Origin of the sequence: Caloranaerobacter ferrireducens, from assembly GCF_001730685.1 — a bacterium.
GTDB lineage: Bacteria > Bacillota > Clostridia > Tissierellales > Thermohalobacteraceae > Caloranaerobacter > Caloranaerobacter ferrireducens.
On record NZ_MDJR01000002.1, the window covers coordinates 36,069 to 52,956 of the forward strand.

General features: G+C 31.4%; 12 protein-coding genes and 1 tRNA gene. 11 read left to right on the forward strand and 2 right to left on the reverse strand.

The window, feature by feature from the left end:
* The first annotated feature begins 680 nt into the window (after positions 1-680).
* The 7 genes from BFN48_RS04865 to BFN48_RS04895 all read left to right on the forward strand — a co-directional run bounded on the left by BFN48_RS04865 (position 681) and on the right by BFN48_RS04895 (position 9,245).
* Positions 681-1,913, forward strand: a complete 1,233-nt coding sequence (locus BFN48_RS04865; RefSeq protein ID WP_069649786.1) for a dicarboxylate/amino acid:cation symporter — start codon at positions 681-683, stop codon at positions 1,911-1,913.
* A 162-nt stretch (positions 1,914-2,075) separates the two neighbouring features.
* On the forward strand, positions 2,076-3,245 hold the full coding sequence (locus BFN48_RS04870; protein WP_069649787.1) for a class I SAM-dependent rRNA methyltransferase: 1,170 nt from the start codon (positions 2,076-2,078) through the stop codon (positions 3,243-3,245).
* A gap of 525 nt (positions 3,246-3,770) precedes the next feature.
* A complete protein-coding gene (locus BFN48_RS04875) occupies positions 3,771-5,300 on the forward strand; it encodes a glutathione ABC transporter substrate-binding protein (protein WP_069649788.1) in 1,530 nt (509 codons plus the stop codon).
* 133 nt (positions 5,301-5,433) lie between these two features.
* Complete coding sequence (gene nikB, locus BFN48_RS04880) at positions 5,434-6,360, forward strand: nickel ABC transporter permease (RefSeq protein ID WP_069649789.1); 927 nt, start codon at positions 5,434-5,436, stop codon at positions 6,358-6,360.
* Between the two features lie 32 nt (positions 6,361-6,392).
* The gene (locus BFN48_RS04885) at positions 6,393-7,265 is read left to right on the forward strand and encodes an ABC transporter permease (protein WP_069649790.1); all 873 of its coding nucleotides are present in this window, start codon (positions 6,393-6,395) and stop codon (positions 7,263-7,265) included.
* Positions 7,266-7,284: 19 nt separating this feature from the next.
* Entirely contained in the window at positions 7,285-8,280 is a 996-nt protein-coding gene (locus BFN48_RS04890) for an ABC transporter ATP-binding protein (protein WP_069649791.1), read from the forward strand.
* Complete coding sequence (locus BFN48_RS04895; protein ID WP_069649792.1) at positions 8,280-9,245, forward strand: ABC transporter ATP-binding protein; 966 nt, start codon at positions 8,280-8,282, stop codon at positions 9,243-9,245. The genes BFN48_RS04890 and BFN48_RS04895 overlap by 1 nt, the downstream gene beginning before the upstream one ends.
* Before the next feature lie 24 nt (positions 9,246-9,269).
* On the opposite strand, the gene BFN48_RS04900 is transcribed toward BFN48_RS04895, so the two are convergent.
* Together BFN48_RS04900 and BFN48_RS04905 are read right to left on the reverse strand one after the other, a co-directional pair.
* On the reverse strand, positions 9,270-11,354 hold the full coding sequence (locus BFN48_RS04900; protein WP_141706121.1) for an ATP-dependent helicase: 2,085 nt from the start codon (positions 11,352-11,354) through the stop codon (positions 9,270-9,272).
* A 198-nt stretch (positions 11,355-11,552) separates the two neighbouring features.
* Positions 11,553-12,836 carry a NupC/NupG family nucleoside CNT transporter gene (locus tag BFN48_RS04905; RefSeq protein ID WP_278287306.1) on the reverse strand — a complete coding sequence of 428 codons (1,284 nt, stop codon included), beginning with the start codon at positions 12,834-12,836 and terminating at the stop codon, positions 11,553-11,555.
* Between the two features lie 344 nt (positions 12,837-13,180).
* Between BFN48_RS04905 and BFN48_RS04910 the strand changes: the two genes are divergently transcribed.
* The 4 genes from BFN48_RS04910 (at position 13,181) to clpX (ending at position 16,841) form a co-directional block, all read left to right on the forward strand.
* A tRNA-Leu gene (locus BFN48_RS04910) sits at positions 13,181-13,264 on the forward strand.
* 384 nt (positions 13,265-13,648) lie between these two features.
* On the forward strand, positions 13,649-14,935 hold the full coding sequence (gene tig / locus BFN48_RS04915; RefSeq protein WP_069649794.1) for a trigger factor: 1,287 nt from the start codon (positions 13,649-13,651) through the stop codon (positions 14,933-14,935).
* Between the two features lie 24 nt (positions 14,936-14,959).
* On the forward strand, positions 14,960-15,544 hold the full coding sequence (gene clpP / locus BFN48_RS04920; protein ID WP_069649795.1) for an ATP-dependent Clp endopeptidase proteolytic subunit ClpP: 585 nt from the start codon (positions 14,960-14,962) through the stop codon (positions 15,542-15,544).
* Positions 15,545-15,563: 19 nt separating this feature from the next.
* A complete protein-coding gene (clpX, locus tag BFN48_RS04925) occupies positions 15,564-16,841 on the forward strand; it encodes an ATP-dependent Clp protease ATP-binding subunit ClpX (protein WP_069649796.1) in 1,278 nt (425 codons plus the stop codon).
* Positions 16,842-16,888: the final 47 nt, after the last annotated feature.

Below are 16,888 nucleotides of genomic sequence, written 5' to 3' on the forward strand. Positions count from 1 at the left end.
CTGAAGTAGTTATAACAACTTTGTAATGACTTTGGTGGAGTTTTTTCAGCCAAATTTTCAACCTGCCCTTCCATATAACTTCTAGAATTTAAACTTCTTATAATCCATAGGAAATTATAATAAAATCTTATATTTTAAAATTTAATGTTGATTTTATTGAAACTTTGTCTGGCATGTTTACATGCCAGAGTCGTTATAAACTGCATTGATTTGGGGATAATTTTAAATATAATTTCCGTAATGGATTTCAACAAAATCTACCTTGATTTATTTAAATCGAAGATTTTGTTCAAACTTTATTTAAAAAATTTTTTCTTGAAGTTAAAATAGAATCTTAATTAAATAAAATTTAAACTTTATACTTTTGTTGTAAGTTGCTATAAGCTACTAGATTCTATTCTTTAAAGAAGAATATTTAATTATATTCTTCTTATTCTATATATACCAATAAAAATATATCTTAAACATAAATTTAGATTTTTTAAGAAAATTTTATTCCAATTGATGAAAAAATTACATAAACAACTTTCTACAAAAATCGTTTTCGACACTTTACTTAAATAAAGCGATAAAGTATAATATAGATTAATACACATTTAAGTCCGACAAAAATTTTCCCGGGAAGATTTTGGAACAAGGAATATGGATTATAAAGAACATACTATTAAAGGGGGAAGTCTATGAAGAAAATTAAGAAAATATTGAAAAAAACATCTAATCTGATTATTTTAGCTATGTTCTTAGGAATTGTTGTAGGGGTTATAATGGGAGAAAAGGCTTCATATTTTGCTCCGTTAGGTCAATTGTTTATGCAGTTAATAAAGATGCTTGTATTACCTTTAATAACTGTATCAATTATTTCAGGGGCTGCTTCTCTAGGAAACACCAAGTCAGCAGGGAAAATAGGCATAACTACTTTTGTGTATTTTATGGGTACTACTATAATTGCTGTAATTATAGGACTTATATTAGGTAATATTTTTAAACCTGGACTAGGATTAGATATTTTAACTATTAAATCTATGTTTTCAGATGAATATGCTAGTAGAGGGTCAACACCAGGTTTTTGGGAAACAGTTTTAGGAATAATACCAGTAAACCCTTTTAAAGCCTTAATTGAGGGCAATATACTGCAAATCTTATTTTTTAGCTTATTTTTAGGATTTGGGATTTCTACTTTGGAGAAATCTAAAAAGGAAGCATTGATAAACATATTTGACTACTTATCAGAAGCTCTAATTTGGATGGTTGAAAAAGTTATTTATATAGCACCAATAGGGGTATTTGGTCTAATGGCTGATGCAGTTGGTACATTTGGATATACAACGCTTTATTTAGTATTAAAGCTTCTGTTAGTATATATATTAGCATTAGGTTTACAGACATTTGGACTATATCCTTTATTAGTAAAGATTTTTACAGAAGTTTCACCAAAGAAATTTCTATCAAAAGTAAAAAAAGCTCAAATAGTAGCTCTGTCAACAGCTTCTTCTATGGGTACATTACCTGTAACTTTTGAAGTATGTGAAGAAGAGTTAGATGTAACAAACAGTACTACTTCTTTTGTTTTACCATTAGGAGCAACTATAAATATGGATGGTGGAGCTATTTACTACGCTTTAGTAGCAATGTTCTTTGCTCAGATGTTTAATATAGATTTAGGAATTTTTGATTACGTCGCTATAATATTGACAGCTACAATAGGATCCATTGGACAAGCAGGAGTACCTGGTCCTTCATTACTTGTTGTTGCAGTTCTTCTATCAGCTAATATTCCTGTAGTTGGATTGCCTTTATTATTTGGTGTCGATCGTATATTTGACATGTTGAGAACAGCAGTCAATGTTACTGGAGATGCAACTTGTGCGGTTATAGTTGATAATTTAGTTAAAGATACAACTGATGGTAAATAGATAATAAGCTAAACTGAGGCAGCGAATTTAATTTGATGCCTCAGTTTTTTTATCTGTGTCTTGCTTATTGTTTTCTGTGAGCTAGAAGTTAATATATTTACAACTATCGTTAAATAATATATGATAGAAATGTTCTAAATTAAAGTTAATGGAGGACTGAAAATGGCAAAAGTAATTTTGAAAAAACATAGAGACAAGAGAATATTAAATGGTCATTTATGGGTTTTTGATAATGAAATTGAACGAATTGAAGGAGATTACGAACCAGGTGATATTGTAGACGTATACAATAGCAGAGATAAATTTTTAGGAAGAGGTTACATAAATCCAAAGTCTAAAATACGAGTGCGTATTATGACACGCAAACAAGAAGAAATAAATAGAGAATTTTTCAAAAAGAGAATTGAGCAAGCTTGGGAGTATAGAAAAAAATTGGTTGATACATCTAGCTGTCGTGTTATATTTGGAGAAGCTGATTTTATTCCAGCTCTTATAGTTGATAAGTTTAGCGATTATTTAGTAATTCAAACTCTTGCATTAGGCATAGATAAATATAAAGATATGATTGTTGAGCTTCTTGATGAAATTATCAAACCAAAGGGGATATTTGAAAGAAATGACGTTCCAGTAAGGGAACTAGAAGGATTAGAGCAGAAAAAGGGATTTTTAAAGGGACCATTTGATACTAAAGTTGAAATCGTTGAAAATGGAATAAAAATGATTGTTGATGTAGAAAATGGACAAAAAACTGGATATTTCTTAGACCAAAGAGAGAATAGAGCTGCTATCAAGCCTATTGTTAAGGATGCTAGAGTATTAGATACTTTTACACATACAGGAGGATTTGCATTACATGCAGCACATTATGGTGCTAAAGAGGTAATAGCTGTTGATATTTCAGAACATGCGATAGACTATGTAAAACAAAACGCAAAATTAAATGGATTTGAAGATAAAATCCAAGGTGTTGTAGGCAATGTTTTTGATGTATTAAGGGAGTATCATAAAAATAAAGAAAAATTTGATGTAGTAATATTGGATCCACCAGCATTTTGTAAGTCCCGTTCTGCTTTAGAAGGAGCATATCGAGGATATAAAGAAATTAATTTAAGAGCAATGAAGATAATTAAACCAGGTGGATTTTTAGTTACTTGTTCATGCTCTCATTATATGACACCTGAGCTATTTATGGAGATGATTCAAGATGCAGCAAAAGATGCTAAAAAGACATTAAGACAGATAGAAGTGCGTACTCAGGCAAAAGACCATCCAATTCTATTAGGTTCAGACGAGTCATTATATTTAAAATGTGTAATTGTACAGGTTATGTAGAGCCAACGAACCCAGTTCGTTGGCTTAATATTATTTAATGAGACTCGAAAGAGGAATAGCGAATAACTAAGTGGCTTTTGGTTGATTCAGGCTGTATACAAAATAAAACTATAATGATTGAAAAAACAAATTCAAGCGGCTTTTGGTTGCTTTTTGTTGTAAATTCAATATTATTCAAATTTTGTGAAAAATTAAATAAAGTTAACAAATTAAATGTTAAATATTTTTAAAAATAACCTATGAATCTGTAAAAATACACATTTTCGTAAAACAATCCAAAAAACATGGCAAAAAAAACCATTGAAAAATAAATAAGCATATTGTACCATGTTAATTGTCGATTTAATACCAACCTTGCCGAATTTGTTAACACCTCTGTAATCTTAATTGTTTGAAAATTTAGCTTCTTAAAAAAATTAAAGGTTCCGATTTTCATTGTGTCATAACAAAATGTGTTTTAGACTTTGTCTCTAAAGCGAGGGAGCCCTCGATGAAAAATTTATAAAAATAAAGGAGGAAAACGTTATGCTAAGAAACAAAAAACTAGTTTTAGTAGTAACTTCAATTTTAGTATTAGCCCTTGCTTTAGCTGGATGCGGACAAAAACCAGCTGAAGATGCTAAGGTACAAAAAGATACGATAGTAGTTGCACAAAGTGCAGATGCAAAATCATTAGATCCACATGCAACAAACGATTCAACATCAGCAAATGTAATGACTCAAATTTATGACACATTAGTTTACGCTACAGAAGATATGGAATTACAACCAGGATTAGCTGAAAGTTGGAACCAAGTAGATGAAACAACATGGGAATTTAATCTTAGAAAAGGTGTTAAATTCCACAACGGTGAGGAATTAAAGGCAAGCGATGTTAAGTTTACATTAGATAGAATGATGCAATCAAGCAAAGTTAGTCATATAGTAGAAGCAATTGATTCAGTAGAGGTAGTTGACGATTATAAAGTTGTTATAAAAACTAAAGAACCATTCAGCCCATTATTAGCACACTTAGCTCACAGTGCAGCATCAATATTAAATGAGAAAGCTGTAAAAGAAGCAGGTGAGAATTACGGACAAAATCCAGTTGGTACTGGTCCGTTTAAATTCGTAAGCTGGGAAGCAGGAGATAAAATAACTTTAGAAAGATTCGATGATTACTTCAGAGGACCTGCTAAAATCAAAAACATAGTATTTAGAGTAGTTCCAGAAGGAACAAACAGAACAATAGGATTAGAAACAGGAGAAATTGATATTGCATATGGTATAGAGCCAATCGATAAGGATAGAGTAGCAAATCACGAAAAATTACAATTAATCGAAGCACCATCATTAGCTATGTACTATATCGGATTTAACTGTGAAAAAGCTCCATATGACAATAAACTTGTAAGACAAGCTATAAGCTATGCTATAAATCCAGATGATATAATCGAAGCTGTTTTAAGCGGTTCAGGATTTAAAGCTAATTCACCAATTGCTCCAGGAGTATTTGGACATAATGATGAATTAAACAGATATCAATACAATCCAGAAAAAGCAAAAGAATTACTTAAAGAAGCAGGATATGAAAACGGATTTAAAACTAAACTTTGGATAAGTGGTTCATTAGCTAACCAAATAGCACAAATTGTACAAGCTCAATTAAAAGAAGTAGGTATAGATGTAAGTATTGAATCTTTAGAGTGGGGAACTTATATAGATAAAACTGCTAAAGGAGAACAAGAAATGTTCTTCCTAGGATGGGGAACAGTTACTGCAGATGCTGACTATGGTTTATATCCATTATTCCACAGCTCAGCAAAAGGTTCAGCAGGTAACAGATCATTCTATGGAAATCCAGAAGTTGACAAGTTATTAGAACAAGGTAAAGTTACAGCAGATGTTGAAAAGAGAGCAGAAATATACAAAAAAGCTCAAGAGTTAATTATGGACGATGCTCCAATATTCCCATTATTCTACAAAGTTCAAAATGCTGGAACACAAAAATTCATAAAAGGATTTAAGCTTCATCCAGCAGGACATCACAAGCTATACAATGTATATTTTGAGTAAAAATTAACTTTAGAAAATAAAAAGTGGGACCAAGTTTCGGTCCTGCTTTTACTTTCAAAAGGAATAATACAAAATTTTGCGACAAATCAAACAATAACGACAATTGCAATGATATTTCGGAAGGAGGAATACAATGCATAAGTATATACTTCGCAGATTACTTCTGCTTATACCTGTTATTTTAGGTGTAACTTTCATAGTATTCTCAATAATGTATTTAACACCTGGAGATCCAGCTCAAATTATCCTTGGAGAAAGTGCGCCACCTGAAAAGGTTGCACAATTAAGAGAAGAAATGGGACTTAACGATCCATTTATTGTACAATATTTTAGATTTGTAAAAAATGGTTTAAAAGGTGATTTTGGTAGATCATATTCTACTAGAAGACCTGTTTTCTCAGAGATATTTGCAAGATTCCCAGCAACTTTAAAGCTTACTATAGCAGGAGTTTTAGTTGCAATAATAATAGGTATTCCTGTAGGTATTATTTCAGCAACTAGGCAGTATTCACTATTTGACAATGTTAGTATGATTGGTGCATTACTTGGTGTTTCAATGCCTAACTTTTGGTTTGGATTAATGTTAGTTCTTGTATTCTCAGTTATGCTAGGATGGTTTCCTTCAGGTGGAGACAACGGCTTGTCAAGTTTAGTACTTCCAGCAATAACATTAGGTACAAGTGCAGCAGCATTAATTACTCGTATGACACGTTCTTCAATGCTTGAAGTTATAAGACAAGACTATATCAGAACAGCAAGAGCTAAAGGTGTTTTAGAGAAAAAAGTAATTAACAAACACGCTTTGAAAAACGCATTAATTCCAATTATAACAGTTGTAGGTTTACAATTTGGTTATCTACTAGGTGGTGCTGTTTTAACAGAGACAGTATTCTCATGGCCTGGAGTAGGTAGATTATTAGTTGATGCAATAAGACAAAAAGATACTCCAATGGTATTGGCTTCAGTTGTTTTCGTATCAGTAACATTCAGTTTTGTGAACTTGATGGTTGATATCCTATATGCATACGTAGACCCAAGAATAAAGTCACAGTATAAATAATTTTCAATTCGCAATGTGAAGGAGGTTAAAGGATGGCAGCGGCTAAGAAAAATAAGAAAAGAAGCCAATGGGCAGAAGTTTGGAGAAGGCTTAAGAAAAATAAAATGGCAATGGTAGGACTTGCTATTTTAACAATAATAGTTTTAATGGCTGTATTTGCTGATTTTATAGCTGATTATGATAATGTTGTTATAAAACAAAACTTAAAAGAAAGATTACAAGGACCTAGTGCAAAACACTGGTTAGGAACTGACGAATTTGGTAGAGATATTTTTGCAAGATTAATACATGGTGCTAGAGTTTCTTTAAAAGTAGGTATTATAGCGGTAGGTATATCTATAATTATCGGAGGTATATTAGGTTCAATAGCAGGTTATTACGGTGGATTAGTTGATAATATCATAATGAGAGCAATGGATATATTTTTAGCTATACCAAGTATATTATTAGCAATTGCTATAGTATCAGCTCTTGGTCCAAGCTTAATGAACTTAATGATTGCTGTTGGTATTTCATCTGTTCCTTCTTACGCAAGAATAGTTAGAGCTTCAGTATTATCAATTCGTGACCAAGAGTTTATAGAAGCTGCAAAGGCTATAGGTGCGAATGACTTAAGAATAATATTAAAGCACATTATTCCTAACGCATTAGCACCAGTTATAGTTCAAGGTACATTAGGGGTTGCAGGTGCTATTCTTTCAACTGCAGGTCTAAGCTTTATCGGTTTAGGTATACAGCCGCCAGCACCAGAATGGGGAGCTATGTTAGCAGGTGGTAGAGCTTATTTAAGATACGCTTGGCACGTAACTACTTTCCCAGGTTTAGCTATAATGATTATAATATTAGCATTAAACTTCTTAGGTGACGGATTAAGAGATGCTTTAGACCCAAGGCTAAAACAGTAGTAAGAAGGGAGTGTTATGGATGAAGGAAAATAGAGAACTATTGAATATAAAGAACTTAGTTATACATTATATAACTGATGATGGAACAGTTAGAGCTGTTAACGGTATAGATATAAAGCTTAATAAAGGTGAAACATTAGGCTTAGTTGGTGAAACAGGAGCAGGTAAAACTACTACTGCTTTAGGTATAATGAGATTAGTTCCAAATCCTCCTGGAAAAATACTAGATGGTGTAATAGAGTTTGAGGGTCGTGATTTACTAAAAATTTCAGAAGAAGAAATGAGAAATATCAGAGGTAACAAAATATCAATGATATTCCAAGACCCAATGACATCTTTAAACCCAGTAATGACAGTTGGAGAGCAGATAGCTGAGGTTATTGAAATACATCAGAATGTTTCAAAACAAGAAGCAATGGAAAAAGCAGGAGAAATGCTTGAGCTAGTTGGAATACCGAAAGCTAGACTTAATGATTATCCACATCAATTCTCAGGTGGTATGAAACAAAGGGTTATTATAGCTATCGCATTAGCTTGTAATCCACAATTACTAATAGCGGATGAGCCTACAACAGCTCTTGACGTTACTATTCAAGCTCAAGTATTAGATTTAATGAACAATTTGAAAAATGAATTCCATACAGCAATGATACTAATAACACATGACCTTGGAGTTGTTGCAGAGGTTTGTGATAAAGTAGCTATTATGTATGCAGGGGAAATAGTTGAAACAGCTTCATTAGAGCAATTATTTGAAAATCCAAAACATCCTTATACACTTGGATTATTCGGTTCAATTCCAAAATTAGACGAAGAAGTAGATAGATTAAAACCAATAAAAGGATTAATGCCAGACCCAACAAATCTTCCATCAGGATGTAAATTCCATCCAAGATGTCCTTATGCAAAAGATATTTGTGCAAAGCAAGAACCAAAGGTTACAGAGATTGAAAATGGACACAAGGTTAAATGTTTGATATACGAGGGATTAGTAGATGTTGAGGAGGTGAAATAATGGCAGATAGAATTTTAGAGGTTAAGAATCTTAAGAAATACTTTAAGACTCCTAAAGGATTATTACACGCTGTAGATGGCGTTAATTTCTATATAGAAAGAGGAAAGACTCTTGGAGTAGTTGGAGAGTCTGGTTGTGGTAAGTCTACAACAGGTAGATTAGTTTTAAGACTATTAGAAGCTACAGACGGTGAAATATTATTTGAAGGTCAAAATATAAGAAATTTCAATAAAAAACAGCTTAGAAAACTAAGAGAAGAGATGCAAATTATCTTCCAAGACCCATTTGCATCACTTAACCCAAGGATGACAGTAAGTGAAATAATAGCAGAACCGCTTATTATACACAAAATTACTAAAAACAGAGCTGAATTAGATAAGAAAGTTTCAAAGTTAATGGAAACAGTTGGTCTTGCAGAAAGACTAGTTAATGCATATCCACACGAATTAGATGGTGGTAGAAGACAAAGAATTGGTATAGCAAGAGCGTTAGCGTTAAATCCTAAATTCATAGTTTGTGACGAGCCAGTTTCAGCATTAGACGTTTCAATACAAGCACAGGTTTTAAATCTAATGCAAGATTTACAAGATGAGCTTGGGCTTACTTATATGTTCATAACTCATGACTTATCAGTAGTTAAACATTTCTCTGATGATATTGCAGTTATGTATTTAGGTAAGCTAGTTGAGAAGGCAGAATGTAAGGAATTATTTGATAGACCATATCACCCATATACTAAAGCTTTATTATCTGCTATACCAGTACCAAGTATTAAGAAGAAAAGAGAAAGAATCATTCTTAAAGGAGAAGTATCTTCACCAATCAATCCTCCACCAGGATGTAGATTTGCAAAGAGATGTCCTTATGCTAAGGACAAGTGTTTCAATGAAGAGCCTAAATTAGTAGATATAGGCAATGAACATTTTGTTGCATGTCATTATGTAAAAGAAATAAATAATATCTAAAAACATAAAGCGGCAAATGCCGCTTTATGTTTTTAGTAAGTTCCTTTCTACACAAATTCTTGTAGATAACTGTTTTGTTCCTGCTTTTTCAAAATCTATTATAATATTTTCATCATCTATAAATTTTATAATTCCTTTACCAAATTTTTTATGTTCTACAGTAGCACCAACTTTATAATCATGTCTTAATGGTCTCCCTATAACTTCTATTTCCTGAACAAACCTTGAGGGAAGTACTCTTTCTCCATTTTTGAAGTTTATAGTTATCAAATTAAGATCTCTTTTGGCTCTAGTGATTCCTACATAAAATAGTCTGCGTTCTTCTTCGAAAGGCTTAATAACATTCGATTCTAATGCTTCAATACTGCTAGACGAAGGGAATTCACCATCTATTAGATCTATAATATATACGTTTTCAAACTCTAATCCTTTAGCTGAATGTATAGTTGAAAGGGTTACTGCATTGTTTCTATTAAATTTTGCATGCTCTAACATTTCAGCTAGGCTATCTAGTCTTGCTAAAAATTCGCTAATAGAATTAGTTTCTTTTGCAATTATTTTTAATATTGATATTATAGCGTTTGAATATTCGAATGAATTACCATATTTTCTTGAATTACTTATAAGAAATTCTCTATATTCCAGTTCATTTTCTATAAAAGATATTGCATCATAAGCCTTTAGTTTCGATAAGTATTTGAAGTCAGATTTCAATCTGACGTAATTTCTTTTTTGAAAGTTTTTTAATTCTGGCAGATTTATTAAACTTTCAAAAATGTTTTCATTTGGCTTTGTTGATTTTATATATTCAACACTTTTCTTAGTAATATAACCATTCATTTTATAGTAGATTTTTTGGAAAGAGTTTATATCAGTATTGTCTAAAGAAAGCTTCAAGAAAGAGATTATGTCCTGACAAACCCAATGTTTAAACACATATAATTTCTTTGTATCCTTTATATAGAACGAAATATTATTTCTTTCGAGTTTGTCTATTAAGCCTACCGAAGATATATTGTTTCTAAAAAGTATAGCAGTAGTAGATAAATCCTCGATTTTTTTTAATTGCCTGATGATATATTCTATTTGGTCAAACTCATCATTTAATTTAATAATTTTTATTGGTTCGTTTTCTTCATTTCTTGTATATAAGTTTTTTTCAAATCTAATTTTATTTAATTGTATAAACTTATTACTAATATCTACGATAGTTTTAGTTGAACGAAAGTTTTCTTCCATAAAGAACATTTTAGCATCAGGATAATCTATATTTTTAAAATTTAATAGTTCATGAGGTGTAGCCCCTCTAAATCCATAAATAGACTGGTCATCATCAGCCACTACAAATAAATTATTTCTAGGATATGCAAGTAGTTTGATTAATCTGTTTTGAATTTTTGATGTATCTTGTCCTTCATCTACTTGTATATAAGGATATCTTTTTCTGCATTGTGCTAAAATAACTGGGTTATTTTCTAATATATTTAGAGAAAGGGTAAGCATGTCGTCAAAATCGATAAAGCCTGCCCTTTTTTTATAGTTTTCATACTCTATAAATATATTGTATAGATTTTTTATACCAAAATTATTGAAACTGTTAATGTCTTCTGGTTTAATCATCATATTTTTTATATAGCTTATAGTGTTTATCAAATCTTCTAGTTTTTCTTCATTAATTTGTATTTTATTAATTTTATAGTAGATTTCTTTCAATAATAAACTTTTATTTATTTTAGAATCATTACCTTCTAAAAGTTCATATTTTATCCCTTTTATTTTTGAAAAATATCTTATAACTGAATAAGAGAAGCTGTGTATAGTAGAAAAATTAGGCTTTATATTTGATATGTTGCCAAAAGTTGATATAAATCTGTTTTTCATATCTAAAGCAGCAGCTTTACTGAATGTAATTGTTAGAATATTGTTTGGATTAACTCTATGATTTAATATTAAGTTAGCAGTTCTGCATATAAGGACTGTGGTTTTACCTGCACCGGGAACAGCTAGAACGATTGCTGGTCCTTCTTTATGTAAAACAGCTTCCTTTTGCTGCTTAGTAAGACATATTCCAAATTTTTTATCAAGAAGCTGAAAAAATCTATTTTGCAACAGAAGTTCCTCCTTAAATAAGATTACCTTTCATATTTTAACATATTTTATAATTTAGGTACTAGGTGCTTGGTACTTAGTACTAGAATTAGAGGATAGGGGACAGGGGACAGAGAGAAAATTTAAAATTGAAAATGTAAAATTAGAAATAGGAAACAATAAATAAAGCCCTGGATAACCAGGGCTTTACATACTATATTAGATTAATATACCTGCAATTGTAGCTGTCATGAATGCAGCAAGTGAACCACCTATTAAAGCTTTAATACCTAACTTAGCTATATCAGAACGTCTTTCAGGTGCTAATCCACCGATACCACCAATTTGAATTCCGATTGAACTGAAGTTAGCAAAACCACAAAGAGCGTAAGTTAAAATGATAATTGTTCTTTGGCTTAATACACCATCTTTAATTAAAGTTGATAGATTTGCGTAAGCAAAGAACTCGTTTATAACGATTTTTTGGCCTAATAGATTACCTGCTTGAATTACATCGCTCATAGGTACACCCATGATGAATGCTAATGGAGCAAATAATCTACCTAGTATCCATTCTAAGCTTAAGAAATCAAGACCTATTATACCACCAAACCAGCTTAATAATGAGTTTAATAAAGCAACCATAGCTATAAAAGCAAGTAACATAGCTCCAACATTTAAAGCTAATGATAAACCTTCGCTAGCACCTCTTGCAGCAGCGTCTATAACATTTGCATCTAATTCTTCTAATTTAACATCAACTTTTCCTTTAGTTACTGGCGTTTCTGTTTCTGGAATCATTATTTTAGCGATAACAAGACTGGCAGGTGCAGACATTATACTAGCAGCTATTAAGTGACCTGCATCAACACCCATTGAAACGTATCCAGCCATAACTCCACCTGCAACAGTAGCCATACCACCTGTCATAACTGTTAATAACTCTGACTTAGTCATTGATTTGATATATGGCTTGATTACAAGAGGAGCTTCTGTTTGTCCAACAAATATATTTGCTGCTGCTGATAAAGATTCAGCACCACTTGTACCCATTAATTTAAGCATTACTTTAGCTAAGAATGATACCACAACTTGCATTACGCCTAAGTGATATAAAATAGTCATAAGTGATGAGAAGAATATTATTGTAGGTAATATTTGTAAAGCAAATATGAATCCAAAGCTTTCTACATTTAGTAAATTACCGAATAGGAAAGCAGTTCCTTCTTTTGTGAAATCAAGTAATTTTGTTACTAAATCACTTAAGAATGTAAAAGCAACTTGACCAGGCGTCCACTTTAGAACTAAAAGTGCAAAGATAAGTTGCATAGAAGTACCTATTACTACAAGTCTCCAATTGATCTTTTTCTTGTTCTCAGATAATAAGTAAGCAATAAATATCATTACGAAAACACCTAAAAAACTTATTAATTTTTCCATTTGTATCTCCTTTCTAATTTTTTTATCTTTTGATTTTCCAGAAAACAAGAAACGCTTTCCCATTATAGCATAACCCTAATAGGTTTGCAAAGAAAAAATTTTAAAATATATAAAAATTTTTAATTAAAATTAAAGACTAAAAATAGCGACAAACATTATTATAGCAAACGTTTTTACTAAAGGGAATAAGTAATTTATGGAAATAGGGATTAGGTACTGAGTACTTGGTACTAGATGTGGAAGAATGTAAAATTGAAAATGTAAAATTATCTGGCTATTCATTTTTTGTTTTTTGAATATCGAACAACGAATGACGAACATCGAATAGTTAAATAGTGAAAAAACTATTGACAACGCATATAATAATATGTATAATTATTTTTGTCGGCAAAACGCTTATGGATTACGCGGGTGTGGCGGAATTGGCAGACGCGCTAGACTTAGGATCTAGTGCCTTCGGCGTGGGGGTTCGAGTCCCTCCACCCGCACCACTGACATAAAGTAAAAAGCCAATGGGTGAACCATTGGTTTTTTTCGTATTTTCAAAAAAGTATTTTATACAAAATAAGACAATAATAGACATTGAAAAAATTTTTATGATATAATATAGTGGTTCAAGACTGCAATTAAATAAGTTTATTGTTTTTTGTACAGTAAATAGAACAAAATCTTCGATTTAAGCAAATATTGTAAGGAAGATTCTGTTGAAATCCATTACGGAAATTATATTTAAAATTATCTACAATATTAATAAGGAGTATAATTTCCTATGGATTATAAAAATGGCATCAAAAGGCGATAATTACTAATTGAAGACAGAAAATGAAAACTACATAAAAATATTAAACAACTAAAAGAAACGAGGAGGAGCGAAAATGAATTCAGAAATCATTAAAAAAGAAAATTATAATGTAACTTTGAAAATTGAAGTTGATGAAAAGAAATTTGAAGAGGGAGTTCAAAAAGCATATTTAAAGAACAGACATAAGTTCAATATACCAGGATTTAGAAAAGGTAAAGCTCCAAGAAGAATTATAGAAGCGAGATACGGAGAAGGAATATTTTATGAAGACGCTATAAACATTGTTTTTCCTGAAGCATATAATGAAGCAATAAAAGAGCACAACTTAGAGCCAGTAGACAGACCAGTAATCGACGTAGAGCAAATTGAAAAAGGTAAGCCTGTAGTATTTACAGCAGAAGTTATAGTTAAGCCAGAAGTTAAGTTAGGTGACTATAAAGGTATAGAAATCGAAAAGATAGAGTATAATGTTACAGAAAAAGATGTTGAAGATGAATTAAAATCAATGCAAGAAAGAAATGCTAGATTAGTAGAAGTAACAGATAGACCAGCAAAAGAAGGAGATATATTAACAATTGATTATGAAGGATATGTAGATGGAGAGAAATTTGAAGGTGGTACAGCATATAATCAGATATTAGAAATTGGTTCAGGCAGATTTATACCTGGTTTCGAAGAGCAATTAATTGGCAAGAATAAAGATGAAGAATTCGAAATAAATGTTAAATTCCCAGAAGAATATCATGCAGAAAACCTTGCTGGTAAAGACGCTACATTCAAAATAAAAATACATGAGATTAAAGAAAAAGATTTACCTGAATTAGATGATGAATTTGCAAAAGATGTTAGTGAATTTGATACTTTAGATGAATTAAAGGAAGATATTAAGAAAAGATTAGAAAAGCAAGCTAAAGATAGAGAAAAAGCTGAAAAAGAAAATAAGGTAATAGAAAAAGTTGTAGAAGCAGCAGAAGTAGATATACCAGAAGTAATGATTGAAAATGAAGTAGATTATCAAGTAAGAAATTTTGAGTTTACTTTAAGATATCAAGGATTAGACTTAAATAAATACTTAGAATTAACAAATACTAAGATAGAAGATTTAAAGGAAAAATTTAGACCAGAAGCTGAAAAGACAGTAAAAACAGAATTAGTTTTAGAAGCAATAGCTAAGAAAGAAAACATAAAAGAGACTGAAGAAGATTTAGATGAAGAATTAAAGAAAATTGCTGCACAATACGGACAAGATTTTGAGAAATTTAAGAAAAACATAAGAGAAGAAGAGTTAGAATACATTAAAGAGGGTATAATTAAAAGGAAAACAGCTGAGTTTTTAGTAGAAAATGCTAAATTCCAGTAAACTTTTGACCAGGAGGGATAATCTATGGCATTAGTGCCAGTTGTTGTTGAGCAGACTAATAGAGGTGAAAGATCATACGATATTTATTCCAGACTATTAAAAGAAAGAATTATTTTCATAACTGATGAAATCAATGATACAACTGCGAGCTTAGTAGTAGCTCAGTTGTTATTCTTAGAAGCAGAGGACCCTGATAAAGATATTCAACTTTATATAAATAGTCCAGGAGGTTCTATAACTGCAGGTTTTGCAATTTATGATACAATGCAGTATATTAAGCCTGATGTTTCAACAATATGTATAGGAATGGCAGCTAGCATGGGAGCATTCTTACTTGCAGCTGGAGCTAAAGGTAAGAGATTTGCGCTTCCTAATGCTGAAGTTATGATACATCAGCCTTTAGGAGGAACTAGAGGTCAGGCTGAAGATATCAGAATACATGCTGAGAGAATAATTAAAATGAGAGAGAAGATAAATAAAATTTTAAGCGAAAGAACAGGTCAATCATATGAAAGAATTTCAAGAGATACAGATAGAGATTTCTTTATGTCAGCATATGAAGCAAAGGAATACGGATTGATAGATGATGTAATAACTTTTAGGAAATAACATTAAGAGAGGTGTCATAATGTCAAGATTTGAACAAAAACAGCTTAAATGTTCTTTTTGCGGAAAAACTCAAGATCAAGTTAGAAGACTAATAGCAGGACCTAATGTGTATATTTGTGACGAGTGTATTGAGTTATGCCAAGAAATAATTGATGAAGAATTTGAAGAAATAATGGAGTTTGATTTAAATGAACTTCCTAAGCCAAAAGAAATAAAAGAAATATTAGACCAGTATGTAATAAAGCAGGACAGAGCAAAAAGAGCATTGGCTGTTGCAGTGTATAATCATTACAAACGCATAAATAGAAAGACTACTGACCAAGACGTTGAATTACAAAAGAGTAATATTGTACTAATTGGTCCTACAGGTTCTGGTAAGACACTGCTTGCTCAGACTCTTGCTAAAATCTTAAACGTTCCTTTTGCTATAGCTGACGCTACTTCTTTAACTGAAGCAGGATATGTCGGAGAAGATGTTGAAAATATTTTGCTTAAATTAATACAAGCGGCAGACTACGATATCGAAAGAGCAGAAAAAGGTATTATCTATATAGATGAGATTGATAAGATAGCAAGAAAATCTGATAATCCGTCAATTACTAGAGATGTTAGTGGTGAAGGTGTTCAGCAAGCACTTCTTAAAATTTTAGAAGGGACAATTGCTAGTGTTCCACCTCAAGGAGGAAGAAAACACCCTCATCAAGAGTTTATTCAAATAGATACTACTAACATCCTATTCATAGTTGGTGGAGCATTTGACGGTATAGAAAAGATAATTCAAAAAAGAATAGGTAAGAAGTCTATGGGCTTCGGAGCTGAAATACAAAGTAAGGAAGTAAAAGATGTAGGAGAGCTGTTAAAACAAATTGAGCCAGGAGATTTATTGAAATATGGACTTATTCCAGAGTTTGTAGGAAGAATACCAGTTATAGTTACATTAGAACAGCTTGATAAAGAAGCCTTGAAAGATATTCTTACTAAGCCTAAAAATGCTATCGTTAAGCAGTATAAAGAGCTGTTCAAAATGGATGATGTTGAGCTTGAATTTGATGAAGAAGCATTAGAAGTAGTGGCTCAAAAAGCTATTGAAAGAAAAACTGGTGCTAGAGGTTTAAGAGGTATTCTAGAAGAAATCATGCTAGATATTATGTATGATATACCTTCTAGAAATGATATTAAAAAATGCATTATCACTAAGGATACTATTTTAAATAAATCTAAACCTACTTTTGTTTTAGCAGAAAAGAAAAAGAGAAGGACTAGAAAAAAGCAAGATAATAAAGAATCTGTATCATAAAATGTCCGCTTATGCGGACATTTTTCATGTTTTAAACCCTTCCCAAA